General features: G+C 71.9%; 16 protein-coding genes and 1 tRNA gene. 8 read left to right on the forward strand and 9 right to left on the reverse strand.

The genetic code is table 11. The features are described from left to right. Positions 1 to 72: 72 nt before the first annotated feature. From B4V04_RS17865 to B4V04_RS17875, 3 genes are all read right to left on the reverse strand, one after another. Positions 73 to 146 (reverse strand) — tRNA-Thr (locus tag B4V04_RS17865). 68 nt (positions 147 to 214) lie between these two features. Further along, positions 215 to 763 (reverse strand): GNAT family N-acetyltransferase, encoded by a 549-nt coding sequence (locus tag B4V04_RS17870; RefSeq protein ID WP_498233004.1) that lies wholly within the window; start codon positions 761 to 763, stop codon positions 215 to 217. Between the two features lie 102 nt (positions 764 to 865). After that, a complete protein-coding gene (locus tag B4V04_RS17875; protein ID WP_498233005.1) occupies positions 866 to 1,489 on the reverse strand; it encodes a CBS domain-containing protein in 624 nt (207 codons plus the stop codon). A gap of 258 nt (positions 1,490 to 1,747) precedes the next feature. Between B4V04_RS17875 and udk the strand changes: the two genes are divergently transcribed. Beyond that, positions 1,748 to 2,443, forward strand: coding sequence for a uridine kinase (gene udk, locus B4V04_RS17880; RefSeq protein ID WP_498233006.1), 696 nt, complete (start codon positions 1,748 to 1,750; stop codon positions 2,441 to 2,443). Between the two features lie 66 nt (positions 2,444 to 2,509). Further along, positions 2,510 to 2,908, forward strand: a complete 399-nt coding sequence (locus B4V04_RS17885; RefSeq protein WP_498233007.1) for a hypothetical protein — start codon at positions 2,510 to 2,512, stop codon at positions 2,906 to 2,908. 18 nt (positions 2,909 to 2,926) lie between these two features. On the opposite strand, the gene B4V04_RS17890 is transcribed toward B4V04_RS17885, so the two are convergent. Further along, the gene (locus tag B4V04_RS17890) at positions 2,927 to 4,339 is read right to left on the reverse strand and encodes a DEAD/DEAH box helicase family protein (protein WP_498233008.1); all 1,413 of its coding nucleotides are present in this window, start codon (positions 4,337 to 4,339) and stop codon (positions 2,927 to 2,929) included. 49 nt (positions 4,340 to 4,388) lie between these two features. Here B4V04_RS17890 and B4V04_RS17895 point away from each other — a divergent pair, with 49 nt between their 5' ends. Both B4V04_RS17895 and B4V04_RS17900 read left to right on the forward strand, forming a co-directional pair. Beyond that, positions 4,389 to 5,393, forward strand: a complete 1,005-nt coding sequence (locus B4V04_RS17895) for an alpha/beta hydrolase (protein ID WP_498233009.1) — start codon at positions 4,389 to 4,391, stop codon at positions 5,391 to 5,393. A gap of 89 nt (positions 5,394 to 5,482) precedes the next feature. After that, on the forward strand, positions 5,483 to 5,854 hold the full coding sequence (locus tag B4V04_RS17900; RefSeq protein WP_498233010.1) for a hypothetical protein: 372 nt from the start codon (positions 5,483 to 5,485) through the stop codon (positions 5,852 to 5,854). Positions 5,855 to 5,881: 27 nt separating this feature from the next. Here B4V04_RS17900 and B4V04_RS17905 read toward each other — a convergent pair whose 3' ends face one another. Then, the gene (locus tag B4V04_RS17905) at positions 5,882 to 6,331 is read right to left on the reverse strand and encodes a universal stress protein (RefSeq protein ID WP_144796460.1); all 450 of its coding nucleotides are present in this window, start codon (positions 6,329 to 6,331) and stop codon (positions 5,882 to 5,884) included. An 81-nt stretch (positions 6,332 to 6,412) separates the two neighbouring features. Here B4V04_RS17905 and B4V04_RS17910 point away from each other — a divergent pair, with 81 nt between their 5' ends. Further along, the gene (locus B4V04_RS17910; protein WP_498233011.1) at positions 6,413 to 8,011 is read left to right on the forward strand and encodes an amidohydrolase; all 1,599 of its coding nucleotides are present in this window, start codon (positions 6,413 to 6,415) and stop codon (positions 8,009 to 8,011) included. 126 nt (positions 8,012 to 8,137) lie between these two features. Beyond that, positions 8,138 to 8,389, forward strand: a complete 252-nt coding sequence (locus tag B4V04_RS17915) for a SelT/SelW/SelH family protein (protein ID WP_498233012.1) — start codon at positions 8,138 to 8,140, stop codon at positions 8,387 to 8,389. A gap of 20 nt (positions 8,390 to 8,409) precedes the next feature. Here B4V04_RS17915 and speB read toward each other — a convergent pair whose 3' ends face one another. The 4 genes from speB to B4V04_RS17935 all read right to left on the reverse strand — a co-directional run bounded on the left by speB (position 8,410) and on the right by B4V04_RS17935 (position 11,252). Then, positions 8,410 to 9,261 (reverse strand): agmatinase, encoded by an 852-nt coding sequence (speB, locus tag B4V04_RS17920; RefSeq protein ID WP_498233013.1) that lies wholly within the window; start codon positions 9,259 to 9,261, stop codon positions 8,410 to 8,412. 7 nt (positions 9,262 to 9,268) lie between these two features. Then, complete coding sequence (locus B4V04_RS17925) at positions 9,269 to 9,646, reverse strand: translation initiation factor IF-5A (protein WP_498233014.1); 378 nt, start codon at positions 9,644 to 9,646, stop codon at positions 9,269 to 9,271. Positions 9,647 to 9,787: 141 nt separating this feature from the next. After that, on the reverse strand, positions 9,788 to 10,072 hold the full coding sequence (locus tag B4V04_RS17930) for a hypothetical protein (RefSeq protein ID WP_144796470.1): 285 nt from the start codon (positions 10,070 to 10,072) through the stop codon (positions 9,788 to 9,790). 1 nt (position 10,073) lies between these two features. Continuing rightward, positions 10,074 to 11,252, reverse strand: coding sequence for an aminotransferase class I/II-fold pyridoxal phosphate-dependent enzyme (locus B4V04_RS17935; RefSeq protein WP_498233015.1), 1,179 nt, complete (start codon positions 11,250 to 11,252; stop codon positions 10,074 to 10,076). 139 nt (positions 11,253 to 11,391) lie between these two features. Here B4V04_RS17935 and B4V04_RS17940 point away from each other — a divergent pair, with 139 nt between their 5' ends. Both B4V04_RS17940 and B4V04_RS17945 read left to right on the forward strand, forming a co-directional pair. Then, positions 11,392 to 12,411 (forward strand): AI-2E family transporter, encoded by a 1,020-nt coding sequence (locus B4V04_RS17940; protein ID WP_498233016.1) that lies wholly within the window; start codon positions 11,392 to 11,394, stop codon positions 12,409 to 12,411. Positions 12,412 to 12,493: 82 nt separating this feature from the next. Next, positions 12,494 to 14,200, forward strand: coding sequence for a succinic semialdehyde dehydrogenase (locus tag B4V04_RS17945; protein WP_498233017.1), 1,707 nt, complete (start codon positions 12,494 to 12,496; stop codon positions 14,198 to 14,200). The last annotated feature ends 81 nt before the right edge of the window (positions 14,201 to 14,281 follow it).

Below are 14,281 nucleotides of genomic sequence, written 5' to 3' on the forward strand. Positions count from 1 at the left end.
ACCGCGGATCCGTTCGGAGCGTACATAAGCGGATCCCGGAGGCGTCGACACGGATCAGAACGAACGGTGCGAAGCCAGGGCAGGGATTTGAACCCCGGAAGTCTCGATTACAAGTCGAGTGCATGAACCGCCCATGCTCCCCTGGCGCAGGCTGGCGTACTCGGGCCTCGTATGAGTGCGTGTCGCTTTCGGCGAGCGTGACGCCTGCCCGCAGTCACTCGGTTCCGCTCGCCGGCTCGCCGTCGTCGGACTCGTCGCCGCCGGTCCCGTCGCCCGCCCGCTCCGCCAGCGACTTCGTCAGCTCGACGCGGTGGACGTCGTAGCCGTGGGTGGCGTAAAACGCGCGGGCCCGGTCGTTGTCGGCGAGCGCCTCCAGCGCGACAGTCTCGGCGCCCTCGGCCGCGAGGGCGCGCTCGGCGGCGTCGAGGAGGTCGGCGCCGACCCCCTCGCCGCGGCGCTCGGGAACGACGAACAGGTTGCTCACCGTGCCGCGGACGCGATCGCGCTCGTACCCCTCGCGGTCGAGCGAGAAGCCGACGAAGCCGATCGGGTCTCCGCCGCTATCGCCGTCGCGAGCGACGAGTAGCTCCCCGGTGACGACCGAGCGGGCGACCCACTCGCGCACCGCGGCGCGGTTCGACTCGGCGAGCAGCGTCGAGCCGTGGCTCCGCTGGTCCTCCGCCAGCGCGACCCACAGGTCCGTGACGTCGTCGACGTCGTCGACCGTCGCCGGCGCGACCGTCGACCGCTCGTCGTCGGACATTCGACCGCCCGTTCGGCGCGGCGCGGCATGAGGGTACCGACGCGGCGAGGGAGCGGCCGTGACCACCGGCCGGGAGGGCGGGAGGAGAGACGGCCGCGCGGCTCACACCTCGCGACACTCCGGACAGACGGCCTGCCCGTTGGCGGTCACCAGGTCGGGGACGAGCGCCCCGCAGCTCTCGCAGACGCCCTGCGTCGGCGACTCCGACGCGTCCGTCGTGGCGGCCTCGCTCGCCGGAGCGACGCCGCCGTCCGAGCCGAGCATCCCCTCGTCGCCGCGCCGCGTTCCGCGGAGCGTCTCGTCGCCGACGGCGGCCTCGCGGGCGCCGTCGCCGGTCCGCGGCGCCCCCGCGGCGAGCGCGTCGCCGGCGGTGACGACGCCGACCGCCTCGCCGGCCTCGACCGCCACGACGCGGTCGACGCCCTCCGCGACGAGGCGCTCCTCGACGGCCGCGAGCGAGTCGTCCGGCGTCACCGTCGGGAGGGGCGGCCCCATCACCGATCCGACCGTGGGGCCGTCGCCGTCGCTCCCGTCGTCGGCGTCGAGGAGCGCGCCGAGCGCGTCCCGACAGCCGAGCCGCCCCACGGGCTCGCCGCCGCGAACGACGACGAGACAGTCGGTCTCCTCCTCGACCATCAGCCCCGCCGCGTCGGCCAGGCCGTCGGACTCGCTCACGCCGAGGAACTCGCGGTGCATCACGTCACGAACCGTGGTGTCTGTTCGCATGGAGCGAGGATCCGACGCGAACGGCTAAAAGCTGCCCCCGATATCGTTATACGGGTTCCGAACGTAGGAGCCCGATCGGTACGGAAAACGACGGTTCCGTCGTGCTCGCTTTCCGTCGTGCTCACACTCCGTCGTGCTCGACGCCCCCTGCGACGTACCGTCTCCGCGTTGCGACGCGATCGATCGTCGACGCACCGATCGACTCGTCGCCGCGGGCCGAAAAGGAGGGTTCAAACCCTCCGGCGTTCGAGCGGGCACATGACCATTCCCTCGTTCGTGATCGGGATCGCGGGGGGGACCGGCGCGGGGAAGACGACCGTCTCCCGGCTCGTCACCCGCGACCTCGGCGACAGCGTCACCCGCATCCCGCTGGACAACTACTACGAGGACCTCTCCCACTTGGACTTCGAGGAGCGGCAGTCGGTCAACTACGACCACCCCTCGGCGTTCGAGTGGGAACTCCTCCGCGAGCATCTCGAAGCCCTGTTGGAGGGCCAGTCCGTCCAGATGCCGCAGTACGACTTCGAGATCCACAACCGGAAGGAAGAGCGCGTCGAGGTGGAGCCCACCGACGTCATCGTGCTCGAGGGGATCTTGGCGCTGTACGACGAGGAGATAAACGACATGATGGACCTCCGGCTGTTCGTCGAGACCGACGCCGACGTCCGCATCCTGCGCCGGATCCGCCGGGACGTCATCGAGCGCGGCCGCGACCTGGAGGGCGTCATCGACCAGTACCTCTCGACGGTGAAGCCGATGCACGAGCAGTTCATCGAGCCGTCGAAGAAACACGCCGACGTGATCATCCCCGAGGGCGCCAACAGCGTCGCCGTGAACCTCTTGGAGGAGAAGCTCCGCGCCGAGGTCGAGGGCGACGCCGTCCGGAGCTGGGAGCGCGGGAGCCTAGAGGAGGAGCTCGGCGAGAAGCGCTCGCTCGACGTTGACGGCGACTGAACCGGCCGCTCTCACGAGCGGAGAATCGCAGACGCGACTAACTGCTCCGCCTGCGTATCAGCAACCATGATCCGAGCGATCGTCGGCGTCCTCGGCGGACTCACCGCAGTGGTCCCGGACCGGATCGTCGACTTCTTCGAACGCGTCGCGGTCGCGAACCCGGACGAGCTCGAACCGCGGTCGGGGCTCCGCCTGACGATTCGGGCCGAAGGCGTGTTCGTCGTCGCGATCGCTCTGACCGGCGGTCGCGCCTACGCGTGGACGATGTACGTCACCGGCGCCTTCGGTTCCCTCCTGCTCGCGTTCCCGCGATTGTACCGCGAGATCGCATCGCGATTCGTCTACGGCGATCCGGACGCGATCGAGTGGAACGCGGGGTTCGATCGCGTCCTCCGGCTCGTCGGCGCGCTGTACGTGTTGTTCGGGCTCCGGGCGGTCCGGCGACGGCGCCGAGACGAAGCGTGACCCCGCCCTCGCCGCCTCCTACCGCCGCCGGCTCGCCACTCGCTCCTCGGCCGTCTCCGCGCTGACGACCTCGTAGAGTATCGCCCGCCCGCCGTCCTCTTTGGGCCGCAACACCCGGCCGAGCCGCTGGGTGAACTCCCGCTCGCTCCCGGAGCCGGAGAGGACGACCGCCACGTTCGCGTCCGGCACGTCGACCCCCTCGTCGAGGACGTTCGCGGCCACGACCCGGCCGTAGGTGCCGTCGCGGAACCGCTCCAATATCTCGCGGCGCTCCTTCGCGCCCGTCTCCGCGGTGATCGCGGGGAGGAGGAACCGCTCGGAGAGCCGGTAGACGAGGTCGGTGTGGGCGGTGAAGACGATCACGCGGTCGTCGCGGTGGCGGTCGAGGACGGATTCGAGGCGGTCCACCTTCCGGTCCGCGTTCATCATGATCTCGCGGGCGTCCTGCTTCGCGAGGAGGGCCTCGCGAGCGGCCGGGTCGTTGCCGGAGCGTTTCACGAGTTCCCGGTAGTCGCTCCCGCTGGTGAAGGTGATCCCCGCGTCGCGGACGTACTCGACGAAGGTGCCCTGCCTCTCGTCGTAGCGCTCGCGCTCCGCGGGCGTCAGCTCCACCTCGATCCGGCGGATGTCGTACGGCGCGAGGTGGTCGCCCGCGAGGTCGTCGACGTCGAGCGCGTAGGCGCGGTCGCCGATCAGCTCCGCGACCGTCTCGTGGGCGCCGTCCGGGCGCTCGAACGTCGCCGTCAGCCCGAGCCGCGCGGGCGCCGCGAGCAGGCGCGCGACGTCGCGGTACCCCTCGCCGCCGAGGTGGTGGACCTCGTCGAAGACGACGAACTCGAAGGCGTCGCCGACGCCGTCGGCCTTCAGGTACGCCGAGTCGTACGTCGACACCGTGATCGCCTCCCGGCGCTGCTCGCCGCCGCCGAACCGGCCGATCGGGACGTCGAACTCGCGCTCTAGCTCCCGCTGCCACTGGTCGAGCAGGTCGACCGTGGGGACGACGACGAGCGTCGGAACCCCGAGTTCGACCATCGCGCGGATCGCGATCACTGTCTTGCCGGCGCCGGTCGGGAGCTCGAGCACGCCGCGGTCGCCCGCGTCGCGCCACGCGTCGAGGGCCTCGCGCTGGTACTCACGCAGGTCGTAGTCGGTCGCCAGCGCGTCCGGGAGCCCGGCCTCGCGCGCGGCGCGATCGCTTGCGTCCAGCACGCGGTCCTCGACGCTCACGCCGGCGACCTCCAGGGCCCGCCGGATCGCGGCGTAGCGGTAGGCCGGGGCCCGACCGGTCCCCGAGCGGGGGTCGACCTCGACGCCCGGGAGCGGCGGGAGCGACCCGAGGGGATCGCCGTCGGCCCGCTCGTCCGCGTCGGCCGCCGACCCCCCGGCGTCGACCCGGATCGTCCCCTCCTCGTAGGTCAGCCGGACGTTCATCGACGGACGTTGCCGACCGACTTACAAAGGGGCACCGCCTCTCGCCGGCATGCGCGCGGACGAACTCGACCCCGAACTCGCCGCCGTCGTCGACGAGATCGAGGCGCTCGGGCTCCCCGAGTGGCACGAGCTCTCCGTCGACGCGGCGAGACGCGTCGAGGACGAGGTGTTCTCCGGCGATCCGGATCCCCCCGTCGCCGACGTCCGGGACCTCGCGTTCGACGGCCCCCACGGCGAGGTGCCGGTTCGGGTGTACCGGCCCGAGGCGGCGATCGACGCGGCGGGCTCCCGCGGCGGCCCCGGCGATGACGGCGACGATGGCGACGATGGCGACGCCGCGGGCGCCCGCACCCTCGTCCACTTCCACGGCGGCGGCTGGACGCTCGGCACCCTCGACTCCATCGACGGCCCCTGCCGCGAGCTGGCGACGCGAACCGACGCCGTCGTCGTCTCGGTCGACTACAGCCTCGCGCCAGAACACCCCTTCCCCGCCGCCGTCGACGAGGCGGCCGCGGCCGTGGAGTGGGTCGCCGACAACGCGGCCGCGTTCGGCGGCGACCCGGACCGACTGGGCGTCTCCGGCACCAGCGCGGGGGCGACGCTCGCGCTCGCGGCGTGTCTGTACGACCGGGACCTGAGGGACGTCCCCGTCGAGATCGCCGGGCAGTTCCTCCTCTACCCGATCGCGGGCGACGACTTCGGAACCGAGTCGTACCGCGAGAACGCCGACGGCCCCCTGCTCACCCGCGCGGACATGCGGTGGTTCTACGACCGGTACCTCCGGAGCCCGGTCGACGCGCGCAACCCCTTCGCGGTGCCGCTCCGCGCGGCGGACCTCGGCGGGCTCCCGCCCGCGACGGTCGTCACCGCCGGCTTCGACCCGCTCCGGGACGACGGCGTCGCGCTCGCGGAGCGGTTCGGCGAGGAGGGGACGCCCATCGAGCACCGCCACTACCCGGCGATGGCCCACGGGTTCTGCAGCCTCTCGGACCGCGTCGCCGTCGCGGAGGCGGCGCTGTCGGCGGTCGCGAGCGACGTGCGCGAGCGGCTCTGAATCGCGGGCGACGTGCGCGAGCGGCTGCAGCCGGTCCGGCCGCGCGGCCGCGGCGACGACCCCAAGTGCCTCGACGAGAGAGGTGGGGCATGTCGCTCATCGGTTCCGCCGTCACCTTCGTCGTCGGGCTGCTCGTCGGCGGACTGGCGATCTTCGTCGCCGCCGCGGTCGTCACGGGGACGCGCGACTACGGGCACGCCGTGTTCACGGCGCTGTTCGGCGCGATCGTCTGGGCGCTCGCGGCGCTGTTCCTCTCGTGGATCCCGCTGATCGGGGAGTTCATGCCGCTCGTCGCGTGGGTGTGGCTGATCCGGCGGCGCTACGGCGTCTCCTGGCTCCACGCGGGGGTCATCGGGTTCGTCGCGTGGGCGTCGGCGGTGCTCGTGCTCGCGGTGCTCCCGTTCGCCGGCGTCACCGACGCCGTGGGGGTCCCCTTCGTCCGGTCGCTGAGCGCGGTCTGATCGCGGTCGCTCCTGCGGCCGTCGACCTCACTCCGCAACGGTCGTCTTCACGATGCTGACCGGCGCGGTCGACCGGCGCGAGACGCGCTCGGTGACGGAGCCGAGCATCCGCCGGTAGTCGCCGGAGCGCGTCTTCGACCCCATCACCGTCAGGTCGATGTCCTCCCGGTCGACGTACCGGAGGATCTCCTCGTGGGGGACGCCGTACACCAGGTCGGTGACGACGTCGACGCCGGCGTCGGCGGCGTGAGCCGCCACCGCGTCGAGCGCCTCGCGGCCGCGCTCCTCTAACGTCTCCTCGGCCCCCTCGGCGCCGTCGACGAACTCGTCGCCGGAGTAGGCGTTGATCACGTCGCTGTCGACGACGTACAGCACGTGGAGGGTCGCGCCGTATCGGTCGGCGGCGTCGACGGCGTGGTCGATCGCGCGGTCGACGCCCTCGCTGCCGTCCGTGGGGAGCAGGATGCGGTCGTACATACGCAGCGATTCGCGGCGTCACCGAATAAATCGGTCGCCGTTTCCCGAACGGTTAACACGCTGCCAGCCCCGGAGTCGGCCATGACAGCCGCCGCGGATCGACTGTTCGTGAACGGGGAGGTCCACACGCTCGCGGCGCCCGACGAGACACGCGAGGCGGTCGCGGTCCGGGACGGAGCGATCGTCAGGATCGGAAGCACCCGGGAGGTCGAGTTCCTCGAAGGGGTCGACACCGACGTCGTCGACCTCGGTGGGCGGGTCCTCCTCCCCGGCTTCGTCGACGCGCATACCCACCTGACGACGGTCGGCCGCTACCTCGTGCACGCGGACCTCTCGGCGGCCGACTCCCCGGACCGGGCGGTCGACCTGCTGGCGGAGCGGGCGGAGGAGGTGGCGCACGCGGAACGCGCCGCCGAGAACACCGACGGAGAGCGCGGCGGCGACGAGTGGGTCCTCGGCTACGGCTACGACGAGTCGACGTGGGAGGCGGACCGCTACCTGACGCGCGCTGACCTCGACCGCGTCTCCACGGAGCGACCCGTCGCGGCCTTCCGCGAGGACATGCACGTCGCCGCGGTCAACGGGATAGCCCTCGACCGGTTCGCCGACGCGCTCGACGCGGTCCCCGACGAGACGGTGCCGACCGACGCGGACGGCGAGCCGACCGGGGTCCTGCTGGAGAGCGCGATCGACCCGATCTACGAGGCGGTCGAGCCCGGCCCGGCCGAAACGCGGGAAATCGTCGCGGCCGCGCTCGCCGACTGCGCCGCGAAGGGGATCACGGGCTTTCACGACATGGTGCGCAACTCCCACGCGCCGCGGGCCTACCGCGAGCTCGACGCGGCCGGAGAGCTGACCGCGCGCGTCCGGATCAACTACTGGAGCGACCACCTCGACGCGCTCCGCGAGGTCGGTCTCGGGACGAACGACGGGAGCGAGACGGTCGAAACGGGCGCGATCAAGTCGTACACGGACGGGAGCTTCGGGGGGCGGACCGCCCGGCTCTCCGAGCCGTACGCGGACGCCCCCGACGAGACCGGCCAGTGGGTCGTCGACCCCGAGGAGCTGGCGGCGACGGTCGCGGAGGCGACCGCGGCCGGCTACCAGTTCACCGCCCACGCCATCGGCGACGAGGCGGTCGACGCGGTCCTCGACGCGTACGAGGACGCGTCGCACACCGACCCGGAGGCGGCGCGACACCGCGTCGAACACGTCGAACTCGCCGACGACGCGGCGATCGAACGGCTCGCCGAGTCGGGCGTCGTCGCCAGCGTCCAGCCGAACTTCCTCAAGTGGGCGGGCGAGGGCGGGCTCTACGAGGCGCGGCTCGGGCCGGAGCGAACCGCCGGGACGAACCGCTACCGCGACATGCTCGACGCGGACGTGCGCCTCGCGTTCGGCTCCGACGGGATGCCGATGGACCCCCTCCTCGGCGTCCACCACGCGGTCAACGCCCCCGCGGAGACGCAGCGGCTGACGGTGACCGAGGCGCTGCGCGCGTACACCCGCGGGGCGGCGTACGCGGGCTTCGACGAGGACCGGCTCGGCACGGTCGCGGTCGGCAAGCGCGCCGACCTCGTCGCGCTCGACGCGTCGCCGTGGGAGAACCCGGGCGCGATCCGCGACGTCGGCGTCGCGATGACGGTCGTCGACGGCGATGTCGTGTACGACGGGCGCTGAGTCGGTCGCGTCGCCGCGACCGCGACCCGGCGGTGACCGCCGGCGCGCGACGAACCCCCGCCCGAGGACGTCGCAAGCGCTGCCAGAAAACAGTAGTTATTAATCATGTAGTTCGTAGGGCCGGACATGGCAGAGATAGCCATCGAGTACGCGGTCGGGAGTCGCCTCCAGCCGGAGGCGGAGACGGCCCGACGCCTGATCGACGCCTACCTGGGGGACCGGTCCGACGTCGACGGGGTAACCCTCTCGCCCTCCTCCGACTCCGTGTTCTGTGTCAGCGTCGAGGGCGACCGCATCTGGTGTACGGACCCGCGCGAGTGGATCGACGCGATGGAGGCCGTCAGCGCGGCGCGGCGGCGGCTCTCGGAGCTGTCGTAACGGTCGGCTTCGAGAGCGAGTCAGTCGTCTCGTGTCGCCGCGTGAGTCCGCACGAACTCCCGAAGGAGCTTGCCGGCGACCGCCGCGGCCTGCCCGTCGTCGCGGTCGTTCACCTCGACGACGTCGAAGCCGTCGGCGCGGGCCGCGACCGCCCGCACGAGGTCGCGGGCCTCGCGCGGGGCGAGCCCGAACGGCTCCATCGTCCCCGTCCCCGGCGCGAAGCCGGGGTCGAGCCCGTCGACGTCGACCGAGCAGTACACCGACTCGCCCCGGAAGAGGCCGTCGCCAGCCTCGTCGCCGTCTCCGGAGAGCCCGTCCAGCCAGTCGCGCGCCTCCTCCGGCGGGACGACCTCGACGTCGGCCTCGGCGGCGCGGTCCCACTCCCCCTCGGAGCCGGTGCGCGCGCCGACGATCACCGCCCGGTCGACGCCGAGGTCGTCGAGACAACGGCGCGTCACGCAGGCGTGGCTCCACGGGTTGCCGTCGTACGCGTCCCTGAGGTCGAGGTGCGCGTCGCAGACGACGAGGACGTCGGGGTCGACCGCCTCGACGCCGGCGTAGGTGACGGTGTGCTCGCCGCCGACGAGGAGGGGGACGGCGCCGTCGAGGACGACGCTCCGGAGCTCGGCGGCGAGGTGATCGAGGTACGCCTCGACGTCGTCCCACGGACGGACGTCGCCGGCGTCGTGGACAGCGAGCGCGGAGAAGCGACTGTCCGTCCTGCGGTCGTAGTCGTCGTACGTCTCGGCGAATCGCCGGATCCGGTCCGGTCCGAACCGGGTGCCCGGCTGAAAAGTGGTCGTGGCGTCGAGGGGAGCGCCGACGACCACGTAGGAAGCAGCCTCGCGGACGGTCGTCGCTCCGGGGAACATGCCTCGACTACCCGACGACTTTGCGCTGGCCCTCGTACTCGAGGTACTCGATGTTGTCGTCCGAGGTGAACTCCTCGCCCTCGGGGATGCGCATCGTGAACGTCTCGTAGGTGTCGAGGTCCATGACCTGCGCGTCGTTCCCGGAGACGGAGACGACCTGGCCCTGCTTCCGCTGGATTATCGGGACCCAGACCTTCGCGTCGACCGGCTGGGAGAGCGAGCGCTTCTTGTCGTCGAAGACGCCCTTGCCCTCGACGCGCGCCTTGGCGCTCCCGTGTTTGCCGGGCTTGGCTGTGCTGTAGTGGTTGATCTTACAGGGCGAACTGTCCATCATCACGTAGCTGCCCTCCTGGAGTTCGCGAACCTGCTTCTGCTCTCGCGGCATGCGCGCTACTTTTTCCGGCGCGGGTATAAACGGTTTGGAACGGCGTCGACGCCGGCGTTCGGGTCTCCGCCCGCGTCGGCGTGCCGGCGGCCGTCCGCGCCGCCGGAGGGACCGGTACCGAACCCGACCGTGGACTCCGGGTTACGGATCCATCTCGTCGACGTACTCCTCGGGCTCGTCCTCGTCGTCCGCGTTCCCGTCCGGCGGGACGAACCGCCCGGTGATGAGGTAGCTGGCGACGAACAGCCCGATGAAGCCGACCCCGACCGCCGCGGTCGTCCGCACGACGAACGGAAAGTCGATCCACCAGAGCGCGCGGTCGGCGATCGCCATGGCGACGAAGGCGACGAACAGCGCCTTCTGCTCGTCGGTCGGGTCGCGGACGAAGCCGACGACGTCCTCTTTGAGCTCGCTGAAAAAGCCCATCTCAGGCACCTCCCTCCGCGTCGTCGCCGCCTTCGCTCGCGGCCTCCCCGGCGCCCTCGATCACGCGGCTCACGCGCTCCAGCCCCTCCTCCAACTCCTCGGTCGGCAGGCCGAACCCGATCCGGAAGCGGTCCGGGAAGCCGAACAGGTCGCCGGGGGCGAGCACGACGCTCTCCGTCTCGACGACGGTCCGGCAGAACGACTCGGCGTCGTCGAAGCGGTCGGGAACGGTGACGAACCCGTTGACGCCCACGGGATCGTACCAGTCGAGGTCGTGGCGGTCCAGCCAGTCGGCGACGATCGCTCGGTTCGTCGCCGCCAGCTCGCGGTTCTCCTCTAAGATCCGCGGCTCGCGCCGGCCGAGCGCCTGCCGCGCGACGTACTGGCCGAACAGCGACGGCGAGATGGTGGTGTAATCCTTCCACCGCCACGCGCGCTCGACGACCGCCTCCGGGCCGGCGATCCAGCCGAACCGGAGCCCGGCGAGCCCGTACGCCTTCGTGAGGCTCGTCGTCGAGATCCCGTGGGAGCCGAAGCTCGCGACCGGCGGTCGCGGCTCGTCGGCGAGCAGCCGGTACACCTCGTCGCAGAGCAGGTACGCGTCGCGCTCGACGGCGACGTCGTAGACCGCCCGCATCGCCGCCTCGTCGTGGTACCGGCCGGTTGGGTTGTTCGGGTTGTTCACGACGATCACGGCGGTGTCGTCGCGGGCCGCGTCGGCGACCGCGTCCGGGTCGAGCTCCCACTCCGGCGGCTCCAGCTCGACGCGGGTCACGTCGCCGAACGCGTCCGGAACGGCGTGGAGCGCCTGGTACGTGGGCGTGACGACGACCGCGTGGGTGCCGGAGCCGATCGCGGCGGCGTCGTCCGCCCAGTCGTCGTTCGATCCCTCGCCGCCCACGCCGGCCTCGTCGCCGAGCAGCGAGAGGAACGCGAGGAAGTTCGCCTCCTGCGTCCCGCAGGTGAACAGCACCTCGTCGGCGCTTCGGCCGTAGCGGTCGCCGACCGACGCGCGGAACTCGGGGTCGCCGTTCGTCGGGATGACGTAGTCGAGCCGACCGGGGTCCAGATCGAACCGGCTCGCGTCGAGCGAGCGGATCCCGCTCTCGGCCAACATGATGTCGGCCTCGTGCTCGTACTCCGCGAACCAGCGTTCGAGGCCGAACGGGTCGATGCGCATACCGGACGTGGGAGTGGCGCGAGGTTAGGTGCTACGGTCCCTGACGGCGACGCGGGTCCCGGACCGTTCGGGCGGGGACAGCTCGGACGGCCAGTTCGGCCGTCGGAACGACTTTCATCCGCCGTCGAGACGTGACGGCATGATACTCTCTCGCTCCCGGGTCCTCGGCGCGCTGCTCGTCGCGACGGCCGCGATAGCGGCGTTCGTGTTGGCCGAGGTGCTCCGAACCGTCGTCTTCGCGGTCACCTTCGCGTACGTCCTCTATCCGCTTCGGCAGCGGCTCGTCGGCCGCGGACTGTCGCGGCGAGTCGCCAGCGCCGCGTCCACCGTCGTCTCCTTCCTCGCCGCCGCGCTCCTCGTGATTCCGCTGCTGTACGTCCTCTACCGGCAGCGGTCGCGGCTGATCGACCTCCTCGGACAGATCCCCGACGTCCTCGTCGTGGAAGCGCTCGGCCTCCGGTTCCCGATCGAGGTGGCGCCGGTGGTGTCGGCCGTCCGGATCGCCCTCCGGGACCTCGCGCTCGCGCTCACCGCCGCGGCGCCGCGAATCGCGCTCGAGCTCATCGTGTTCACGATCCTCGTGTACGGGCTCCTCCTCCGGCCGGACGCGGTCGGCACCGCCGTCTTCAAGGTCGTCCCCCCGGAGTACCGCGACATCCCGACGCGACTGCACGATCGAACGCGCACGACCCTGTACTCCATCTACATCCTCCAGGCGGCCACGGCCGCCGCGACCTTCGTGCTCGCGTTCGCCCTGTTCTCGATCCTCGGATACGAGTCACCGGCCCTGTTGGCCGTCATCGCGGGCGTCCTCCAGTTCGTCCCCGTCGTCGGACCCAGCGTGCTCGTCGTCGCGCTCGGCGCGGGCGACCTCCTGCTCGGCGAGACGACGCGGGCGGTCCTCGTGGTCGTCTTCGGCCTCGGCGTCGTCTCCTTCGTCCCGGACGCGGTGATCCGGACGCAGCTCGCCGACTGGACGGGGAAGATATCCCCCGGCCTCTACCTCGTCGGCTTCGTCGGGGGCATCCTCACCGTCGGGGCGGTCGGGATCATCGTCGGGCCGCTCGTCGTGTCGCTCCTGCTGGAGATCATCGAGATGCTCTCCGAACACGAGGGGACGGCGATCCCTGCCGAGCCGGCGATCGACTCGGCGGAGTGACCGGAGACGGGGACGACCGGACCGGTCGGCGGCCGATTCACCGGCACGGCTTTCCCGCTCCCGACCCTCCCTCGGACAACCGATGTCTCCGACGGACCCGCCGTCCCAGACGGCCACGCCCGTCGCGCTCGCGGACGCGCCGCGCCTCTCGACGCGACGGCTCAACGACCTCGCGGAGCGCGTGCGTCGCTCGGCGCCAGCGTCCTCGCCCGCCTCGACGGATTCGCCCGGCGCGAGCGACCCGTCCGGTGGGAGCGACGCGTCCGCCGACGGCGCCCCCATCGACGTGTTCGCCCCGGCGACGACCGAGCGTATCGGCTCGGTTCCGGCCTGCGACGGCGCCGACGTCGCCGCCGCGGTCGAGCGCGCGCGGGCGGCGCAGGCCCAGTGGGCGCAGACGCCCGCGACGGAGCGCGCCGCCGTCATCGACCGGTTCGGCGACCTCGTGTTGGACCACCGCGAGGAGCTCCTCGACCTCCTCCAGCTGGAGACCGGGAAGTCCCGTCGGACCGCGGTCGAGGAGCTGTTCGACGTGCCGACCGGCTGCACCTACCTCGCGGACGAGGCGCCGGCCGCGCTCGCCGACGAGCGCCGCCGCGGAGTCGCCCCCGGGCTCACGACCGCGACGGTCACGTACGACCCGATCGGCGTCGTCGGCGTGATCTCGCCGTGGAACTACCCGCTGACGCTGTCGATGGCGGACGCGCTCCCGGCGCTCGCTGCGGGCAACGCGGTCGTCTGCAAGCCCGACGAGAAGACGCCGTACGGGGCGCTCGCCCTCGCGGAGCTGCTGGAGGCCGCCGGGCTCCCCGACGACCTCTTCCAAGTCGTCACGGGCGAGGGGCCGACGGTCGGGCCCGCGCTGATCGACGCGGTCGACTACGTGGCGTTCACCGGGAGCACCGAGACCGGCCGGCTCGTCGCCGAGCGCGCGGGCCGGAACCTGATCGACTGCTCGCTGGAGCTCGGCGGCAACAATCCCCTCGTCGTGCTCGGCGACGCCGACGTCGACGAGGCGGCCCGCGGCGCGGTCGACGCCTGCTTCTCGAACGCCGGCCAGCTCTGTCTCTCCGCCGAGCGGCTCTACGTCGAGGAGTCGGCCTACGAGCCGTTCCTCGCCGCCTTCGTCCGGGAGACCGAGGCGCTCACGCTCGGCACCGGCTACGACTACGACGCCGACCTCGGATCGCTGATCGACGCCGACCAGCTCGACCGCGTCCGGGACCACGTGGAATCGGCCCGGGACGCGGGCGCGACCGTCGAAACGGGCGGGACCCACCGGCCGGACGTGGCGCCGTACTGCTACGAGCCGACCGTCCTGACGGGCGTCGACCCGGACGCGACGGTCGCGTGCGAGGAGACGTTCGGGCCGGTCGCCGTCGTGACGCCGGTCCCGGACGCGGCCGCCGCGGTCGCCGCCGCCAACGACTCGCCGTACGGGCTCAACGCGAGCGTGTGGACCGCCGACCGCGAGCGCGGCGCGGCGGTCGCCCGCGAGATCGACTGCGGCACCGTCAACGTCAACGACGGCTTCCTCGCGACGTGGGGCGCGGTCGACGCCCCGATGGGCGGGTTCGGCGACTCGGGGCTCGGCCGCCGCCACGGCCCGGAGGGGATCCGGCGGTACGCCGAGTCGCGGACGGTCGGCGTCTCCCGCGTCGGCCCGCTCGGCTTCCCCGACCGGATCCCGACCGAGTGGTTCGTGCGCGGCGCGTTCGCGGCGACCTCCCTCGGTCGGAAAGCGAGCCGGGGCGTGCGTCGGCTGAAAGAGCGGATCCGGATCCGATGATCGTTAAATGATTCTCACCCAACATTAATACAGAAAAATATTTATATGATAAATTAAATAATCCGGGTCGGGTGCCACCGA

This window comes from Halorubrum sp. B52 (assembly GCF_059752555.1).